This window comes from Streptomyces sp. NPDC050422, assembly GCF_044458665.1.
Lineage (GTDB): Bacteria > Actinomycetota > Actinomycetes > Streptomycetales > Streptomycetaceae > Streptomyces.
This window is the reverse complement of record NZ_JBITIE010000011.1, coordinates 66,954-83,991: the sequence shown is the minus strand read 5'-3', so window position 1 is coordinate 83,991 and position 17,038 is coordinate 66,954. Positions and strand designations below refer to the sequence as shown.

At 65.6% G+C, this 17,038-nt stretch carries 17 protein-coding genes and 2 pseudogenes; 9 read left to right on the top strand and 10 right to left on the bottom strand.

What is annotated here, in order from left to right:
* The first annotated feature begins 125 nt into the window (after window positions 1–125).
* Window positions 126–749 (top strand): hypothetical protein, encoded by a 624-nt coding sequence (locus ACIBJG_RS18785; RefSeq protein ID WP_399308633.1) that lies wholly within the window; start codon window positions 126–128, stop codon window positions 747–749.
* A gap of 101 nt (window positions 750–850) precedes the next feature.
* Here the strand turns inward: ACIBJG_RS18785 and ACIBJG_RS18780 are convergent.
* A pseudogene (locus tag ACIBJG_RS18780) lies at window positions 851–1,025 on the bottom strand (GNAT family N-acetyltransferase); the annotation flags it as partial.
* A 297-nt stretch (window positions 1,026–1,322) separates the two neighbouring features.
* On the opposite strand from ACIBJG_RS18780, the gene ACIBJG_RS18775 reads away from it, so the two are divergent.
* On the top strand, window positions 1,323–1,817 hold the full coding sequence (locus tag ACIBJG_RS18775; RefSeq protein ID WP_399308632.1) for a hypothetical protein: 495 nt from the start codon (window positions 1,323–1,325) through the stop codon (window positions 1,815–1,817).
* A 185-nt stretch (window positions 1,818–2,002) separates the two neighbouring features.
* Here ACIBJG_RS18775 and ACIBJG_RS18770 read toward each other — a convergent pair whose 3' ends face one another.
* On the bottom strand, window positions 2,003–2,629 hold the full coding sequence (locus ACIBJG_RS18770; RefSeq protein WP_399308631.1) for a TetR/AcrR family transcriptional regulator: 627 nt from the start codon (window positions 2,627–2,629) through the stop codon (window positions 2,003–2,005).
* Window positions 2,630–2,804: 175 nt separating this feature from the next.
* Here ACIBJG_RS18770 and ACIBJG_RS18765 point away from each other — a divergent pair, with 175 nt between their 5' ends.
* The gene (locus ACIBJG_RS18765) at window positions 2,805–3,950 is read left to right on the top strand and encodes an FAD-dependent oxidoreductase (RefSeq protein ID WP_399308868.1); all 1,146 of its coding nucleotides are present in this window, start codon (window positions 2,805–2,807) and stop codon (window positions 3,948–3,950) included.
* A gap of 255 nt (window positions 3,951–4,205) precedes the next feature.
* Here ACIBJG_RS18765 and ACIBJG_RS18760 read toward each other — a convergent pair whose 3' ends face one another.
* From ACIBJG_RS18760 to ACIBJG_RS18745, 4 genes and pseudogenes are all read right to left on the bottom strand, one after another.
* Window positions 4,206–4,466 (bottom strand): hypothetical protein, encoded by a 261-nt coding sequence (locus tag ACIBJG_RS18760; protein ID WP_399308630.1) that lies wholly within the window; start codon window positions 4,464–4,466, stop codon window positions 4,206–4,208.
* A 131-nt stretch (window positions 4,467–4,597) separates the two neighbouring features.
* Complete coding sequence (locus tag ACIBJG_RS18755) at window positions 4,598–4,768, bottom strand: hypothetical protein (protein WP_399308629.1); 171 nt, start codon at window positions 4,766–4,768, stop codon at window positions 4,598–4,600.
* Between the two features lie 39 nt (window positions 4,769–4,807).
* Complete coding sequence (locus tag ACIBJG_RS18750) at window positions 4,808–5,017, bottom strand: DUF6093 family protein (RefSeq protein ID WP_399308628.1); 210 nt, start codon at window positions 5,015–5,017, stop codon at window positions 4,808–4,810.
* A gap of 4 nt (window positions 5,018–5,021) precedes the next feature.
* A pseudogene (locus ACIBJG_RS18745) lies at window positions 5,022–5,357 on the bottom strand (DUF6093 family protein); the annotation flags it as partial.
* 639 nt (window positions 5,358–5,996) lie between these two features.
* Between ACIBJG_RS18745 and ACIBJG_RS18740 the strand changes: the two are divergent.
* Window positions 5,997–6,683 (top strand): hypothetical protein, encoded by a 687-nt coding sequence (locus tag ACIBJG_RS18740; RefSeq protein WP_399308627.1) that lies wholly within the window; start codon window positions 5,997–5,999, stop codon window positions 6,681–6,683.
* An 88-nt stretch (window positions 6,684–6,771) separates the two neighbouring features.
* Here ACIBJG_RS18740 and ACIBJG_RS18735 read toward each other — a convergent pair.
* The 4 genes from ACIBJG_RS18735 to ACIBJG_RS18720 form a co-directional block, all read right to left on the bottom strand.
* Window positions 6,772–7,580, bottom strand: a protein-coding gene (locus tag ACIBJG_RS18735) for an IS5 family transposase (protein ID WP_399308626.1) whose coding sequence is annotated in 2 segments (ribosomal slippage) — window positions 6,772–7,260 and window positions 7,263–7,580 — 807 coding nt in all. Because the reading frame shifts where the segments join, the coding sequence is not laid out codon by codon here.
* Between the two features lie 457 nt (window positions 7,581–8,037).
* Window positions 8,038–8,559, bottom strand: a complete 522-nt coding sequence (locus ACIBJG_RS18730) for an SUKH-4 family immunity protein (protein ID WP_399308625.1) — start codon at window positions 8,557–8,559, stop codon at window positions 8,038–8,040.
* A 13-nt stretch (window positions 8,560–8,572) separates the two neighbouring features.
* Complete coding sequence (locus ACIBJG_RS18725; RefSeq protein ID WP_399308624.1) at window positions 8,573–9,058, bottom strand: hypothetical protein; 486 nt, start codon at window positions 9,056–9,058, stop codon at window positions 8,573–8,575.
* Window positions 9,055–12,333 (bottom strand): hypothetical protein, encoded by a 3,279-nt coding sequence (locus ACIBJG_RS18720; RefSeq protein WP_399308623.1) that lies wholly within the window; start codon window positions 12,331–12,333, stop codon window positions 9,055–9,057. The genes ACIBJG_RS18725 and ACIBJG_RS18720 overlap by 4 nt, the downstream gene beginning before the upstream one ends.
* Before the next feature lie 274 nt (window positions 12,334–12,607).
* On the opposite strand from ACIBJG_RS18720, the gene ACIBJG_RS18715 reads away from it, so the two are divergent.
* The 5 genes from ACIBJG_RS18715 (at window position 12,608) to ACIBJG_RS18695 (ending at window position 16,980) form a co-directional block, all read left to right on the top strand.
* Window positions 12,608–14,146, top strand: a complete 1,539-nt coding sequence (locus tag ACIBJG_RS18715; RefSeq protein WP_399308622.1) for a phage tail sheath family protein — start codon at window positions 12,608–12,610, stop codon at window positions 14,144–14,146.
* Between the two features lie 72 nt (window positions 14,147–14,218).
* Window positions 14,219–14,662 (top strand): phage tail protein, encoded by a 444-nt coding sequence (locus ACIBJG_RS18710; protein ID WP_399308621.1) that lies wholly within the window; start codon window positions 14,219–14,221, stop codon window positions 14,660–14,662.
* Entirely contained in the window at window positions 14,662–15,105 is a 444-nt protein-coding gene (locus tag ACIBJG_RS18705) for a hypothetical protein (RefSeq protein WP_399308620.1), read from the top strand. Before ACIBJG_RS18710 ends, ACIBJG_RS18705 begins: the two co-directional genes overlap by 1 nt.
* Complete coding sequence (locus ACIBJG_RS18700) at window positions 15,102–15,245, top strand: DUF6760 family protein (RefSeq protein WP_326733618.1); 144 nt, start codon at window positions 15,102–15,104, stop codon at window positions 15,243–15,245. Before ACIBJG_RS18705 ends, ACIBJG_RS18700 begins: the two co-directional genes overlap by 4 nt.
* A 28-nt stretch (window positions 15,246–15,273) precedes the next feature.
* Window positions 15,274–16,980 carry a hypothetical protein gene (locus ACIBJG_RS18695; protein ID WP_399308619.1) on the top strand — a complete coding sequence of 569 codons (1,707 nt, stop codon included), beginning with the start codon at window positions 15,274–15,276 and terminating at the stop codon, window positions 16,978–16,980.
* Window positions 16,981–17,038 lie beyond the last annotated feature (58 nt).

Genomic DNA, 17,038 nt, shown 5'->3' with positions numbered 1-17,038 from the left:
CGACGTCGCGAGGCCGCGCCGTGAGCGACACCGAACTCGCCGCCGTAGTTGACGCGTTGGCATCGTTAGGTGTCTGGGTACGGCTACTCATGCGTCGCGCAATGCTGACACTTACCGTCACATGCATGTTCAAGACCCCTGTACGTAGAGCCCGGACGTTCGGGCGGTCCGCCCTGTATGCCGTCACAGGGGTGGTGCTGGTCGCTGCCGCGGTGGCGGGGAACGCCGTGTGGAACGGCACGCCGTACCCTTCGGCCGACCCCGACGCGGTCGCGCAACGGCTCAAGGCCCGGTCCGACTGGGTGTACGACGGCTTCGCACTGCCCGGCAAGTACGCCGCGGAATCGGGCAGTGTCGATACCGGCGCCTGCTACTACAACGGACTGAGGGGCATCGCCCACATTGACGAGCCACGAAGCGACGTCCGTAGCTTCGGGCTTGATTGGAACGTGCCCGATGTCCCCCAAGCCACCGCCCTGGAGGCGCAGCGGCGCGTGCGTCAGCGGCTGGTGCAGCAGGGTTGGAAACTCACCCACGAAGGCGACCGTGCAGGGGCAACCTTCCGCGAGCTGGGCTTCCGATTCGAAAATCCGGAAGGTGGCGACCAGGTCGACGTGCGGTGGAACGACTCGACCACGACTCTGTTCATCAGCGTCTACGCCTCCTGTGGGCAGGTTCCCGACGCATTCGAGGAGTATGGCTGGTCCGAAGCGGTCTGGCACCCGAAAGAGCAAGCCTCGGGGTTTTGAAGGGCCCCCTCCACCCTTCTTGAGGTTTGGAAGCCATTCGTCACTCGGCTGGATTCGTTGGCAGAGCGGCTGACTTCATTGTCAACGGACAGCTACCCCCCCGGAATTTCGTGTTCGAGCTCATCATGCGGCCGGGGGCCACCGAGGTAGACCCGCCTCTTTCGAGGCAAACAGTTCGATGAGCGCCGCACGGTCCCGGGCCTCGGGCTCACGGAGCACGAGCCTCGCGGTCCTGATCGGGGCGGGCGGCCAGGGGACGGGGCCGAGCTCAGTCATGCCGATCAGCTAATTAGCAGGATCGGAATCGATCAATAGTCGCGAACGGCTCAACCGACCGTCCCGGGGCCACGCGCGGCGGAGCGGTGGCGGCGGGGAAGTTGAGAGCGAAGTGGACGGGGTGGATGCGGCCATGGCGGCTGTGGGAGCGTGTGTATCCGCCCACTTCGCTCTCAACTCCGGTTGGCGCGGGGGAGGCGGGGCGTTTGCTGAACTTGAGTGGGTGATGTCGGGGAACGGTCAGTGTGGTGGTGTTCCGAGCTGCTCCGCGGATGGCTGCTGCGTCAAGATGAGCACATGGCCGGGAGCGAAGCGGATCTGCTGGTGTTGCTGCGTGAGCTCGATGATCCGGAGTGGCTGGAGTGGCCGCAGTACTACGACCGTGGCAAGGCCGCAGTCCACTTCGGGGTTCTGGTGGCCCGGCTCGAGAGTGACTTCGCAGCTCGCTGCATGGTTGAGCGGGACACCCAGGACTCCAGCGAGTACGGACGCGTCGTCGTGCCCGGGGACACGACCGTATGCGGCACCCGGATCGTCGTCTGCGTGAGCAAGTTCGGCTCACTGGCTCAGGTCTGCGCCGACAACCCGGGAGCCTTCTTCGGAACGGATGACGCCCAGGCCGAGGGCGGGCTGGACGGCAAGGACCTTGCCAAGGTCAACCGGGCGCTGGTCGAGCTTGGCTATGTCGTGGTTGCCGAGGAACTGCTGGAGAGCGACTACGACGGGCCGAGCCGACTGCCCTCGCACGTTCAGCGGCCCAGCTGGTCAGATCGCTTCTTCGGCATCTTCTGATGATTACGCCGACAGGGGAACGAGGGTAGCCGAGGCCATCCGCACGCTGTCTGGCGAACAGCCCGACATCACCCGATCAAGTGCAGTAGCAGCCAGTCGAGGCTGCATGAAGTCGCTGCCGGTGTGGGCGGCCTATGAGTGACGACGACATCGTCCGGCATGGGCGGGCAGGACGCTCGAATGCGTTACCGCTCGTGCGTGCCCGCAGTCGTGCCCCCATCACCGGAGCCGAGCTGTGACGCCTGCCATCCGTGGATGAGAAGATCGAACACGGTCTCCACGGAGGCGCGTGGATCGTGCCGGTCCGTGGCCAGGGCCGGGACCTCCAGGACGAACCGGGCGAGGGCCGCGCAGGCGAGGTCATCGGGTTCCCGGCCGAGTTCCTCCGCGATCGCGGCACCGAGGGCGCCCGCGTGCCGCATCCACATGCGCTCCCAGTACTCGTGGAGCGCGGGCGTCTGTTGCACCAGTGCGGCGAACCGCTCGCGACGCGGATCCGACTCCAACTGCCCCCACGACGTCAGCGCGTGCGCGCGGAGCGCTTCGACCACGTCCTGGCCCTCGGGCCGCTCGCGGACGGCGGCGGTCAACGCGGCCTCGACTTCCGCTTCGCGGTCGAATACCAGCGACTCTTTGCTCGGGAAGTGCGCGAAGAGTGTCGTCGTCGATACATCGGCCTGCTCGGCGACGTCTCGGACGCTCACTCCTTCGAAGCCGTGCTCCAGGAAGAGCTCCAGGGCGGCATCGGCGATGGCCTGCCTGGTCGCGGCCTTCTTGCGTTCGCGGCGGCCAACGGCCGGGGTCTCGGGCATGACGCCCACCGTACCCCATAGCTGGAATGAAGCAGAAACTTGAACCGTTGCAGTTTCTGACTCGTTCTGCTTTTCTGGTTCCGGCAGGGGCTGCCGCCCACCAGGGCGCGGCACCGGACATCGCCGCGCCGCGGCGTCACCGGAGCCCCGACCACGAAAGGAACCCACCGTGGACCTGAACTCTCCGACACCCGCAAGCGCACGCATCGGCATCATCGGTGCCGGCCCGGGAGGCCTCACCTGTGCCCGCATCCTGCAGCAGCACGGCATTGCGGTGACCGTGTACGACCGCGATCCGGACGCGGACTCCCGGAACCAGGGAGGCTCGCTCGACCTGCACGACGACGACGGCCAGATCGCACTCCGAGAAGCGGGCCTGCTGGAGGAGTTCTTCGCGCTCGCCAGGTTCGACGGGCAGGAAATGCGCCACCTGGACCCGGCGGGCACCCTCCTTTCCCACCATGTGCCGGAGGAGGGCGAAGCGACCAAGCCCGAGATCGACCGCGGACAGCTGCGTGACCTTCTGCTGCGCTCACTCGCCGAGGGGACGGTCCAGTGGGGCCGCACGCTCGAGTCGGTGAGTGAACCGGCAGACGGCCCCCGCGTGTTGACGTTCGCCGACGGGACGACCGTCGAGACCGACCTCGTGATCGGCGCGGACGGCGCCTTCTCCCGCGTACGCACTGCGGTGTCGTCCGCTATACCGCAGTACACCGGGGTCAGCTTCCTGGAAGCGCATTTCGACGACATGGAGGCCGCGCACCCCGAGCTGTCCGCACTGGTGGGGAAGGGCAGTGCCCACGCCGCCGACGGGAAGCGTGGCCTCTTCGCGCAGCGGAACAGCGGCGGCCACATGCGCGTCTACATCATGCAGAGCGTCTCCATGGACTGGATCGCGGCGCAGGGGCTCCACCCCGAGGACACCGAAGGCATCCGTGCGTACCTGCGCGCCGAGTACGCGGACTGGTCACCCGAGACGCTCCGGATGATCACCGAGAACGACGGCGCCTACGTCGACCGCCCCCTGCTCGCCTTGCCGGTGCCGCACACGTGCGAGCACGCGACCGGCGTGGCGCTCCTCGGAGACGCCGCACACCTCATGCCCCCGCTGGGCGTCGGCGTCAACCTGGCCATGCTCGACGCCAGTGAACTCGCGCTCGCACTCGTCAACTCCGCCACCGTCGACGACGCGGTGCGCGTGTACGAGAAGACGATGCTGCCGCGCTCGGCGGAAATCGCCCAGATGCTCGAGGGCGGCGCCGAGTCGATGCTGGCCGTGCCCGACCCCGACGACGAGCGGTTCGGCCCGGACCGGCCTTGACGCGCGCGCCGAGCTCGGGCGGCCCTTTCCCCCTTCTCCCTTCTTCATCCCTCCCCCGAATCGCGAGGAGAACGGCGTACACACACATCTCTGACCAGGTGTTCAATCGCCCCGACGGCACCGCCCTCTCGTCCGCGTTGCTGAAGGCGCCCGCGCCCGCGCCCGGGCCTGGGAGCGGGGGGCGCCACTATCCGGTCACCTGTGGCTGCCACAGCCCGGACGCCCAGTCCTGCAGCAGCCGCAGCATCGCCCGGGTCATCTCGTGTGGCCCCCGTCCAAAAGGTCGTACCGGGCCAGGGTGTTGCGCTCCAACTCGCCTGCGTTGATCGCCGACAGGAACGCTGCGGCGGCCGGCCCTGGGTCCGGAGGCACGCCTACGACGACGCGCGCCAAACCGTCGAACTCGTCCTTAATTGGGGGCGACAGGAACAGGACCAACTCGGCCGGCCGCCCCGCGCGGTGGCGAAGGTCGTGCCCGGATACCTGGGAAGAGATGTCGCGGGAGTCGAGTGCCACGGCCCCATTGGCGGGGGGCGGCTGTAATCCGCGCCCAGTGCGCCTGATCATCCATGCCGTTCAGCCTACGAAGGGGTCCGGACAGCACTGCGGCCTCCGCGACGTGCGCGAGGCCGCCAATACGCCGCGGGTCAGATGGCGCTGGACGCGGTGGCAATGCGTTCTATCAGCCGGGTGGAACGGCAGATCTCCACCGTGGGTGCTTCGGTGACGTCGCCGGCGAGCCAAATGCGGCGGGCCAGGCCACCCGTCTCGGTGACGACCTCGACCAGGTCGCCGAGCAGCGCAACCGGCGCCGCCACGGGCGTCACGAGCCGGTATCAGGCGGAGCCCTCGGCTAGTCAGCCCTGGCCGAGGACCTGACCGAAGACGATCTGCCCGTGCGTGGACAGCACTGCCCCCGGCCCTTCGTACACCACCGTGGTCGGAGTCTGGCCGGGCTCCCCCGTCACGAGGTCGAGGGCGGGCTGGCCGGCTGTACGGGAGATCAGCACCGTGTCGGTCAGCTGCGCTTCGAGTGCGGTCCTGGCCTGGGAAAGATCCAGCGGCATCGGCTCACGCCCAGGTCGTCTGGGTGGACTCGTCCAGCCACGCCGTACGGACGATGGCGAGCGAGTTGGCGTCCGAGATGTCCACGACCCTCCACACCCTGTTCATCAGGCCCGGATCCTGCGTGGCCACGGTGACGCGCACGTGGTCCTCACGCGACGCGAGCGGTACGTTCAGGGGCGTCAGTAGCCGGTACCGGTTTCGGGTGTCGTCGGCGTAAGCCTGCCCTTCTAGGGACAGAACCAGGCCGGGACCGCCGGACGAGAAGATCGCACCGGAACCGGTGTAGATGATCGCGTCCGGGCCGGGGTAGTACTCGCCGGAGTCCGGGTCAAGGACCGGCTCCCCAGGGCGGAAGGTCCCGAAAACTCAGGGCCGTCTGGCGAACTGGCCAGCCGGAACATAGAGACAGTCATGGCACCTCTGTCCGGCGACCATTACCCAGACAACAGGCCTCACCCTGAGGCCTGTTGAGTTGCGCCACCAGCCCGATGCATCATGTACCCCCAGCTCATTGACGTCAATTCCCTCGAGGGCATCATGCATGGTTCGGACACATCGACAGGCTCATCTGCGAACGACGAATCCGCCTCGGGGGGTTCGTCCCCCACGAGAGACGAGAGCACTCCCACCACCACAACTTCAGCTGGCTCAACCACGCCCGCCTCACCACCAGCTAGCCCGCCCGCCCCCACGCCACCTCCCACAACCCCTCCGTCAAACAGTGCGCTTGATGTGATCACTGGGGTGGTCATTCCAGGTGCGCTGGATGACCCGCCGGATCAAAGACGCCGCAGGGTCATCTGGTCTCTCCTCACCCTTGTTGCCGTTGCGGCCTTGGCGTGGGCCTTCCCCTATGGCCTTGACTATTTTTCAACTGAACAGACAACCCGCCACACAAAGAAGGTGGAAGAAAACTTAGACCGGGAGGGCCCTGCTTTCACTTCGATCGTCCGCTAGGATAAATCTGAAGACAATCATATGTTCATCCTTGATCGCCCCATTGGGGCAGAGGAAAGGAAGGAGTTATTCAAGGCAAACACCAAAACAGGGGCGAACTTCAAGGACCTTGAGAAGATTGTTGCTGCTCACAGCGGACAAGAATTGCGAGTACCGGCACTGCGCGAAGCCGACGGCTATACCGAGGTTTGGCTAATAGACCTCTTCAGCGACAGGGATGCCAGCTTGGTGATCACGGGTGTACGGGCCAAGGGTGCTAAGTGCAGGCCCGCCGCAGCAAAGACGGTGATCCTTTTTGAGTATGGAGGAGGGGGGGACTACGAGGGAATGCTGTTCAATCTGTCTAAGCCAGATACGCCTCTCGGCCTTCACGGGGATGAGAATAAGGTGAAACCTTACTTCTCGTTCAAGAAGATAGATCTGGGAAGCGGGGCAACTCCCGGAGGTCTGCGCACCGAAGTATCATCTGGCATTAAAGACTGTAACTTCATTTTTGAGGCCGAGTATCGGGATGCGGAAGGGGCCCACGTACAGGACATCCGGAATGACAAGGGGCGGTTCGATGTTCGCGGTATTCCGGCCAATCCCGAGCAAGTGTTCGTTGTAACACTCGAAGGCATAAAAGATTGCGGCGCAGATCCTGGACCCATGATTCCGTGCCCGAACCTGCCCTTCAAAACAGGTCGGTGGTCCATCTTTGGCGACTGAGGCGGCCGAACGGGGCGACCGCGACTTCCCTCAACTCCGCCGGCCTGGCGGCAACCGACGCAGCCGCCCCTAAGAGCTCGTAACACGATCATGATCTGACCCTTTTGAGGCGTCTCCAGCAGATCAGGCCGCAGGCGAGGGAGATGAAGGCGTCGTGGAGTTCGGTGCGGCGTTCCCAGCGGACGGCGAGGCGTTTGAAGTGGTGCAGCAGGGCGAAGGTCTGCTCCACCACGTAGCGGAGCTTGCCGATGCCCTTGATGTTCGGTGATCCCTTGCGGGAGATGACGGGCAGGATCCGTCGGCGACGGAGCTCGTCGCGGTGGGCGTTGGAGTCGTACCCCTTGTCGCCGAGCAAGGCTTTTGGTCGGCGGCGCGGCCGGCCGGGGCGGCCCGCGACGGGCGGGATGCCGTCGACCAGGGCGAGGGTCTGGGTGACGTCATTGACGTTGGCCGCAGTCGTGATCACCTTGAGCGGGGTGCCACGTCCGTCGCAGATCAAGTGGTGTTTGCTGCCCGTCTTCCGCCGGTCGACCGGCGACGGACCGGTGTCAGGTCCCCCTTTTTCGCGCGGATGTGGGAACCGTCCACACACGCACGCGACCAGTCGAGCTCACCGGCAGCGTTCAGCTCCGCAAGCAGAACCCGGTGCAGCCGGTCGAAAACCCCTGCCTTCTGCCACCGGTCCAGTCGCCGCCAGCAGGTCTGCCCAGAGCCGAACCCCAGCTCCAGCGGGAGGAGTTGCCAGGCTATGTCGTTGTAGAGGACGAACAGGATCCCCTGAAGACAGAGCCGGTCCGACACCGGCCGCGGCCCCGGCGACCGCTCCGGCCATGGAGGCAGCAGCGGCTCGATCAGTGCCCACAAGTCGTCGTCCACGATCCACGGTCGAGTACTCACACCCTCACGAACGGCCGAATCATCACACCGGTCACGGCCAACCAGGACGTTTCAGCAAGATCGTGTTACGAGCTCTAAGGCCCCCGAAGCGCGGTAGATTGCCGAACATGGCTGTCGGTGGGCAAAAGTGAGCCCTGTGGCATTCGCTGCCGGCGGAGTAGAGGGCGAAGCCTTGCCTACTGGTCATCCTGCCGCGCAATGCAAGCACAGCAGCTTGTCCCTTGAGCCCTGCAACTGCAGGCGTCCCTGGGCTGTCCGGCAGCGCCAGCCCGTCTCGGTGGGGGCCTCTCACCTCGCTCGAAACCGTGGCGGCTCGTGGCGCAGCCGCGAAATGCGACAGGAGAGCCCACGTTTTGAGCGGCATCGTTGCCGTCACCTTGATCCGGCTCTGCCCCAAACGCGATGTACCGGGGAGGGGTGTGTTCGGCACGGCACAAGCTGTGAGCCGGTGCCGAGGTCAGTTTGCGAGCTGCAGAAAAACAACCGACCACCAGGATTCTGGATCAGCAAAAGCGGCGGAATCGATCGATCTGAGTTCCCTGTTCAGGCGTGAGACCTCTCCGGCTCGAATAGGGTGCCCCTTTCCGTTGTTTTTCAGGAGTTGCTGCAGGGATGTCAAGAATTGCACAAAGGTGCGAACAGAAGAATTGGCAAGTTCGATTGCTGGTTGATTGATATCGACCAATGCCACCGCTCCTGTGTTCGTGTCGAGACAGAACAGTAGGTCTGGATCATCAGGTGCCGCCCCTATCGCAATGAAACGTAATACTTCTGCGCCCAAGTGCATTTCGATCACATTGAACAGCCTTGCAGGCCCGTTGATATTCACTGTGAATACAGAGGGTAGGAATGTTGGAATTGCCCCATTGGGAGGGAGGAGGGTGAGGTCGAAATTAAGAAGCTGGCGATATCTGTCCACTGGGAAGTGAATTAATCTTTTCATTCCCCACTGGTCTACGAGGTCCTGATGGTCAAGCAAGGGTAGTTCCAATCTATGTGCGTGGACTGAGGGTGAGCATGAAGTCGTACCATCGATCTCGTCCGGGTGCGACAGTTAGATACTGTTCACCCATGGCGTATCGATTGAAAAACTCGGGAACATCGCGAGAAAGGAATTCTAGGTGATCGCTAATTCGCCACTCCTGCACGGGGTGGGGGAATTGATAGACATGCCCGGAATTCCGTTCGATAAGTAGCGGGTTATCTTCGACGTGGCCGAAGCAGAACCATCTTTCCCCTCCTCCTTCATACTCTTCGCAGAGATATTGAGCTTCATTAACTATGCTTGAGGGATAAATAACGATGGCCTGGCAGCGAGGGCCATCGGATCCCCCCAGCAGTTCGCCGAGCTTGCCAGGGTAATCGGCAGCTGCAGCCGCCCGGGATCCTGGAGGGAAGTCGGCGAATGTAATTCCATCCGGGATGTCATCTAGCCGTTCCCGGGCGATAGCGATCATGGCGTGCAATTCTGATGTCACTCGACTATCCTAATTAGTATTGGAGTGCCGTCCGGTAGATCTTTTATTTGCAATCGTATCTGCTGAGTCCCGATGTGCCAATTGGTGAATGTGTCTAAGAACTTTAAGTTTCCCGCGACATCAAGTCCGCCAAGTTGTAGTTCGTGAACGTGATCGGGTTGCATTCGTTGAGTTATTCTCCTGATGAGGCGTTTGGAGAATTCAGGGTTACGTGATCCGAACTGTTTGTGTATTCGAGCGATCAGGTCTTGACGGTAGTCGCTGGCAGCGGGTCCCCGGGCGGCGCTCTTGGACTTGAATAACTTCCCTTGGTTCCCTAGTTCCTGCAGTGCTCTTGCTTTACGTCTGAATTCATGCTTCGGCATGCTGTGATATACGCCTGGAGTCTTTTTGTATTCATAATTTTCCGTATACTTTAGCTCGATGGTGACTGGGTGTAGTGTAGCAGTTTGATTACCCTCGGAGTCTGAAATGTAATGGTTGGCCTCGGCGACGAGAGTCTCGTCCTGCTGGCTGTCGAGTAGGGGTTCACTACCCTCGGCCAATGCCTCGGTCGATCGGGACCCTTCGGGGTTGACCTTCCCTTTAACGGTCCAATTTTCATCAACTTTCACGGGTTTGAGTTCAGTCAACCTGTATCGGACGCGAATGGCGAAAAGTAGGGAGGTGAGGATGCGGTGCGAAACGAGGCGTCCGCTATATTTATTGACCGCTCGAACGGCGGCTTCGAGACCTTGGTTAAGCCTTTTCTTTTTGCCGCCGGGTGTGTCGTCCTTGTCCTCCTTTTTCTTGAGTTTGGACCAGAGTGTTTTTCCCCTTTTGGTGATGAAGCTCACGATCTTGTCGATCGCCCGGTTCACCGGCCGCGCCACCGCATGGAATACGTTCTTGACCTTGTTGGCCAGGCTCCCGATTCCCAGCAACGACGCCAGGAACCCGATAAGCAGCGGCACGCTCGCCGCCAGCGCGACCTCGACCATCTTCGGGACGCCCGCCGAGCCGCCGTTGGCTATCGCCACCACCGCGTCCAGTACCGAATTGACGAACTCCACGATCTGGGCGCCCTGGTTCACGATGAACGTGACGATGTCGATGATTCCCTTGACCGCGCGGATGAACGCCGAGGCCGGGTTGAGCAGGGAGAGGATCCAGGTGATGCCTGCGATGATCACCGTCGGGATCAGGTAGCTCGTCAGTTTCTGCAGGATCGTGGCTTTGAGGTCGCCGACCTCCGCCTGGATTTCCTTGACCGCGCCCGCCGGGCCCTCGCTCGCGATGCTCTTTGCGACCGGGACCGATGTTTCGACCGCCGCCATCGCCTCGTCGGGGACGCCCTTGCGGGTGACGCGGGCCTTGATGTTGTCCCAGGTCAGGCCCAGTAGTGAGCCGATGAGCTGGATGATGCCCTTCATGTCGAACTTCTGGGGGAGTTCGAGGCCCGCCTTGACTGCGGTGCCGAGGAGCCAGGAGACGACGCCGGTTTTGAGGTGCTCGGCGATGTTCGTGATGAAGAGGTTGAGGCCCGCGCCCACCGCCTTGACCAGGTTGCCCAGGAAGCCGATGGGGTCCTTGATGATCTTCATGATCGCGCCGGCGGCCTTGGCGAGGATGCCGAGGAGGAGGTTCTTCAGTTCGTTGATCGTCTTGATGACGCCGACGATCGCGTCCTTCGCCTTGTCGATCAGGCCCTTGTTGGCTTCCTGGAGCTTCTTGATCTCCTCGTCGATCTTGTTCAGGGCTGCCGTGTACTTGGACGCGAGGTCCTGGACCAGCTGCTCCGACTTCTCGTTGACCGTGGCTTCAAGGTCGTCGAACTTGCCTGCGAAGTCCTTCGCCGCCTCCTCGCCGAACTGGCGTAGGTCCGCGGGGAGTTTGTCGACCTCGGCCTTGAGCTCGGTGCGGCCTTTGGCGATGCGGGCCTTCGCCTTGCCCAGTTCCGTGCCGATGAGGTCGGCGACCGAGCCGATCACCGTCTGCATCTGGGCGACGTAGAGCTTGCGGGCCTCCTGGTAGAGGTCGTTCGCTGCCTTGGGGAGGCCGGCGAACTTGTCCTTCAGCCAGCGGCCCTTGCCGGTGAAGCCCGAGTAGCGCTTGTCCTTGTACTTCTTCATCCGGCGCTTGTGATCCGCCGTGAACGCGTCCCGGGCCGACTTCTCGCCTGCCGTGAACGCCGTGTCGACCTTCTTGTCCAGGTCGGAGAGCGTGGTCTCGACGTCCTTCTTCGTGCCGTCGTAGACCTTCTGGAGCTTGGCCGTTACCTCGGCGCGCTTCTTCTCGTCCTTCGACTTCGTTTCGCCCTTGCCGCCGTCCACCTGCTGGCCGGCCTTGCCGCGCGTCGCCGTGAGGGCGGACATGGCGGCGGCGCCTGAGGCCGCCGCGCCTGCCTTGGCGGTGTTGAGCTGCTGGTTCTCGGCGGACTTGCCCTTCGCGGGAGCCTTCTCGGAGTCCGTTTCGGCTGTCTTCTTTGCCGACAGCGCCTCGTTGAACTCCGGTTCGTTGCTCTTGGCCAGCTGGTCCTCGGTGACCTCGGCGTCCGCCATCTCCTTGTCGTTGGCGGCCGGGCCCTCGGAGAAGTCCGTGACAGCGGGGGGTTGCTTCGCCGGGATCGCGTCCGCTGGCGAGGGGGCGCCCGGGTTGCCTGGGGGCTGGTCCGGGGTGAGGGGGGTGACCGGCTTGTCCTTGGCGGCCGAGGTGTCCGGTGGGGCCTTCGTTGCCGTGTCGATGTCCTTGGCTGAGGACTCCTTGCCGTCCGTGACCTTGCCGTCGACCTCTGCCTTGACCTTGTCCGCCTTGCCGGACTTGGAGAACTTGTCGGCCTCGTCGAGGTTCTTCGGGGCCTGAGCGTCGATCGCCTTGTTCACCGCGTCGACGAACGCCTTCTTGTCGAACTCGCCGGGCTTCGCCGCGTTCATCTTCTCGGCGTTGGCCGCCTTGCCCTGAGCTTCCTTGTCGTCAGGGGGTGCGACCGCCGCGTCCTGGGATGCCTTGGACTCCGCAGCCGCAGGCGGGTGGACGGCGATCCGTGTCTTCTTCGCCGCCACGGCTGCCTTCATGCTGCGGAAGGCGGGGGCCTGGGCCGGAGACGGCTTGACCGGGGCCGTGTAGCGCTGGGCCACCAGACGTGAGACCGCCGCGTTGCCGGCCGCCCGTTGCAGGCGTTGGATGCTTCGGCGGTCCGGGGCCGGAGCGGAGGGTGCAGGGGCGGCCCCGTCCGTGCGGGGAGTGGCGTCGGAGCGGGTCGGTGCGGTGGGGGTCTTCTCCGGAACCGCCTTCATCCGCCCCTCCCGCCAGCCATGCATCCGCCCGGACGTGGTGTGTCAGGCTGCCGCGCGTGGAACGAGCGGGCAGAGCGTGAGCGGGACGTGGCCGGGGCACGTTCGCGTGGGGTATGAGGCGCAGGCGGATTGCCTCTTCGGGCAGCCGCCCGTGCACGGCGGGGCGGCCGATCATCCGTTCCCGGTGATCGCGCGAGTGGCGAGAATTGCCCGCGTTCCCCGGCCCTGATCGGGGCGAGGAGCATGTCGAGGAGCGCGTCAAGGAGAGGCTCATATGCCGTCGTACCTGTCCCCGGGCGTCTACGTCGAAGAGGTCGAGTCCGGATCCCGGCCGATCGAAGGGGTGGGCACCTCGGTTGCCGCCTTCGTCGGCTTCGCCCAGCAGGGCCCGTTCGACGAGCCGACACTCATCACGAACTGGAGCCAGTTCGTCAGTACCTTCGGCGACTTCGTCGACGGAACGTACCTGGCCTCCTCCGTATACGGGTTCTTCGCCAACGGAGGCGGCATCTGCTACATCGTGCGGATCAGTGACGGGTCGGACTCCGTAGTCGGTGGCGAGGGCGGGGAGTTGGCCGCCGGCGCCGAGGTCCAGATCGGGCCGTACGCCGTCAAGCCCCGGCCGGGCGTCGCCGGAGAGATCAGCGTCGAGGTCGCGGAGGCCGAGGGCGACGACCCGCCTTCCGACGTGTTCCAGCTGATCGTGAAGCGGGACGGGCAGGTCGCGGAGACGTACCCCTCCGTGACCACCAAGCGCAGCAAGGAGAACGTCGCCACCCGGGTCAACGCGAAGTCCGAGCTGATCGAGATACGGGAGACAGGGCGCGGCGCCGCCCCCGCCAGGCCCGACGTCCAGTCGGTTGCTCTCGCTCCCGCCGCACCCGTAGCGGGCGGTGCCGGTGCACTCGCCCCGGAGGTGTACGTCGGTGACGCCGACCGGCGCACGGGGCTCGGCGGGCTCGAAGCGGTGGACGAGGTCACGATGATCGCCGTGCCCGATCTGATGGGCGCCTACCAACGCGGGATGCTGGACCTGGAATCTGTCGTCGCCGTGCAGCAAGGACTCATCAGCCACTGTGAGTTGATGGGCGACCGCATCGCCATCCTCGACCCGCCTCCCGGCCTCTCGCCGCAGCAGATCAGGGGGTGGCGCACGGACCGCGCCAACTTCGACTCCAAGTACGCGACGCTCTACTACCCCTGGATCAGCATCGCCGACCCCGCCTCCGGCCGCGCCACCCTCGTACCGCCGAGCGGGCACGTCGCGGGGATCTGGGCGCGCAACGACGACACGCGCGGGGTGCACAAGGCGCCGGCCAACGAGGTGGTGCGCGGAGCCGTGGCGCTCCAGACCCAGCTCACCAAGGGCGAGCACGATCTGCTCAATCCCATCGGGCTGAACTGCATTCGAGCCTTCCCCGGGCGCGGCATCCGGGTCTGGGGCGCACGGACGCTGGCCTCCGACCCGGCCTGGCGTTACCTCAACGTCCGGCGGCTCTTCAACTACCTGGAGGAGTCGATTCTCGCGGGTACGCAGTGGGTCGTCTTCGAGCCGAACGACGACGCGTTGTGGGCGCGTATCAGGCGTACGGTCTCGGCGTTCCTGGTGAACGAGTGGCGCAAGGGTTCGCTGTTCGGGCTCACACCGGACGAGGCGTTCTACGTGAAGTGCGACCGCGAGACCAACCCGCCCGAGAGCGTCGACGCGGGCCAGGTCATCTGCGAGATCGGCGTCGCCCCCGTCAAACCGGCCGAGTTCGTCGTGTTCCGGCTCTCCCAGCTGACCGGCGGCACCGGAGGTGTCGACGAGTGACCGGGTCGCAGCCAGTGCCCGTACTCCGAACAGTGACCCGCCCGTCCTCGAACCTGGCGTAAGGAGCCTGTTGTGCCGCTTCCCGATCTTGACAGTTCCGTCGGGCATTCCTTCGGCCTGGAGTTCGACAGCGTCATCATCAAGCAGATCACCGAGGTCAGTGGTCTGAAGATGGAGCAGGACGTCATCGAGCTGAAGCAGAACACCGCCGACGGCAAGTACGCCATCAAGAAACTGCCAGGCAGGCCCAAGGCCGGCGAGGTCACCGTCACGCGCGGTCTCACGGAGGACAACAGCTTCGAGCGCTGGATCAAGGACTCCCGCTTCGGCCGCATGATGAGCGCCCGGCGCAACGGAGCGGTCATCGTCTACGACTACGAGGGCATGCCCATCAAGCGGTACAAGCTGATCAACGCCTGGCCGAAGTCTCTGGAGATCGGCACGCTCAAGGCCGGTGACACCTCGGTGCTCACAGAAAAGCTGGCGATCACGTACGAGAGCATGGAGCTCGACTGATGCGGCGCACGGTCCAGTTCCAGGCTCCGCAACAGGAGCCGGGGGAGCGGGAGGGCGCGGGGCGGCCCGAGCCGTTGCGTACGGAGTTCGGGTTCGACCTGCCGCGCGGGTACGTCGACGAATCGGGCACCGTACACCGCTCCGGAGTGATGCGGCTCGCGACAGCCCGTGACGAACTCGTGCCGTTGCGCGACGACCGGGTGCGGGAGAACTCCGCGTACCTGTCGGTCGTCCTGATCTCCCGGGTGGTGACCCGGATCGGAACGGTCGAGGACATCCACCCGGGAGTTATCGAGGACCTGTTCGCGTCCGACCTGGCCTTCCTCCAGGACTTCTACCGCCGGATCAACGCGGAGGGGCACACCCGTGCCGCCGTCTCGTGTCCGTCCTGCAAGGAGGAGTTCGCGGTGGATCTCGCCGGCGGTCGCCTGGGGGAATCGTGACGTACGCGGCCGACCTGCTCTACGAGGAGGTCGCGTACCTCGCCTACCACTTCCACTGGCCGCTGGACGACCTGCTGGATATGGAACATCCGGAACGACTGAAGTTCGTCGCACAGATCGCTCGCCTCAACGGGCAGTAGCGAACAGCGCAGAGAGGGCGGGAGATCCATGGGGCTGATGTCCTGGCTGCGCGGCGGTCGCTCCACCGACGCGGCTGCGCACCCGGCCGCTGCGGACGCTCCGCGGCCGTCGCGGGGGGACCGCGTCGATGTGAGCCGCCTGGAACCCGTCCAACGGTCCGTGACCGGGCAGGACCTCGTCATCGACCCCGGTGGTTTTCAGGCCGCGCTGACCACACGGCAGGAGACGGCACTCGGTACGCCGCTGGGGCATCTGGTCAGCCCGGACGCGCCCGCCGGGCTGGTGCACGGCGTCGCTCTCGCGGCGCCGGGGAGCCCCGCCCCCGCGGTCCAGCGGGCCGTCGAGATGCCGCTGCGCCCGCGGAGCAGGCTCGCTCCCGTGGCTGTTCAGCGTGCGTACGGGGACGGTGCACCGGCTCTGACGTCCGCTGGGGGTTCGTCGGCCGCGGCCGCGCTGCCCGTACGCCAACTGGTCGGCGAGCAGCCGCTCGTTCAGCGGGTGGAGCCCGCGGAGGGGACGGCCGCCGGCGCGAGCGCGGGTGCTGAGGCGTCGCCGGACGCGGTCCAGCGCACCGGTGCGGCACCTCCGCCGCAACCGCCTCGGCGCACGCCTGGGCTGGGGGCGCCGCTGGCCGGTCTGCCGCCGACCGCTCAACGGCAGGCCGACCGATCGCCGGCCGCGCAGCCGCCGGTCACCCGGCCTCCGCTGGTGCAGAGGGAAAGTTCACCGGCGAGGACGGTGGGCGAGTCGCCCGTTCCAGCAGATGGCGCCATGCCCGCGGGTCCGGAGACGTCCGCCGCGGCAGAAGCGGCAGAAGCAGTAGCAGGAGAAGTCTCCGACGTGGCCGAGCCCATCGCCCCACTGCTTGGCGATGCGCCCCTGGCCGGTACGGCGCCGTCCGGGGGAGAGGCCGGCGGTGAGAGCCCCGCCCCGGCCCCCACGGCCCAGATGCCCATTGCTCCGGTGCAGCGCTCCATTGCCTCGCCGGGCCCCACTCCGGTACCACTACCCCAGGTCGGTCCCATCGGTCCCACAGCGCCTCTCCTCGGGGATCGGCCGCTGTCCCTCCAGAACGCCGGCGTTCCTGCAGGCCCTCCCCCTCTGGCCGGGGCGGCTGTCCAGCGCTCGGCCGGGGACGGCGGGGTACCGGGGGCCGAGGGCACGCCGCCTCCAAGTACGCCGGACGCGCAGCCCGTACGGTGGATCACCCCTGACCCGGGAACGCCGCCCGGCATTCCGCCCGCCGCACCGGTCCAGCGTGCGGTGCCGCCCGTACAGCGGCAGACCGGCGCAGCGCCGCCGGTTCCCCGCTCCGTGGCCCGTAGCACCGACCGTGCCACGTTCCCCACGGCCGGGTCCGTCGCCGTGGCGGCCGGGGTGGCCCAGCGCATGGCCGACGGGAGCGTCGTGTTCGGGGCCGCGCCCCTGCACGGGACATCACGGCCGGTCGTCCAGCGGGACACGGAGATCGCCGAGGAGCCGCCGCCGCTCCCGGAACCCGAGCCACCCCCCGTAACGGAACCGGAGCCGGAACCCGAGGCGGCAGCGGGCCCGGAGTCCATGCCCGGAGCCCCCGACCCGCAGACACGCGCGGGATCACCGACGGGGCAGGGGAGCCCGCCCGTGACGGACGAGCTGGTCCGGGCGCTCTACGGACCGCTCAGCCGGCTCCTCAAGGCCGACCTCCGGCTCGAACGCGAACGCGCCGGCTTCCTGATCAACACCCGCCACTGATGCCCCACCCCGCCACTGATGCCCCACCCCGCCACTGATGCTTCACCCCGCTCCTGAG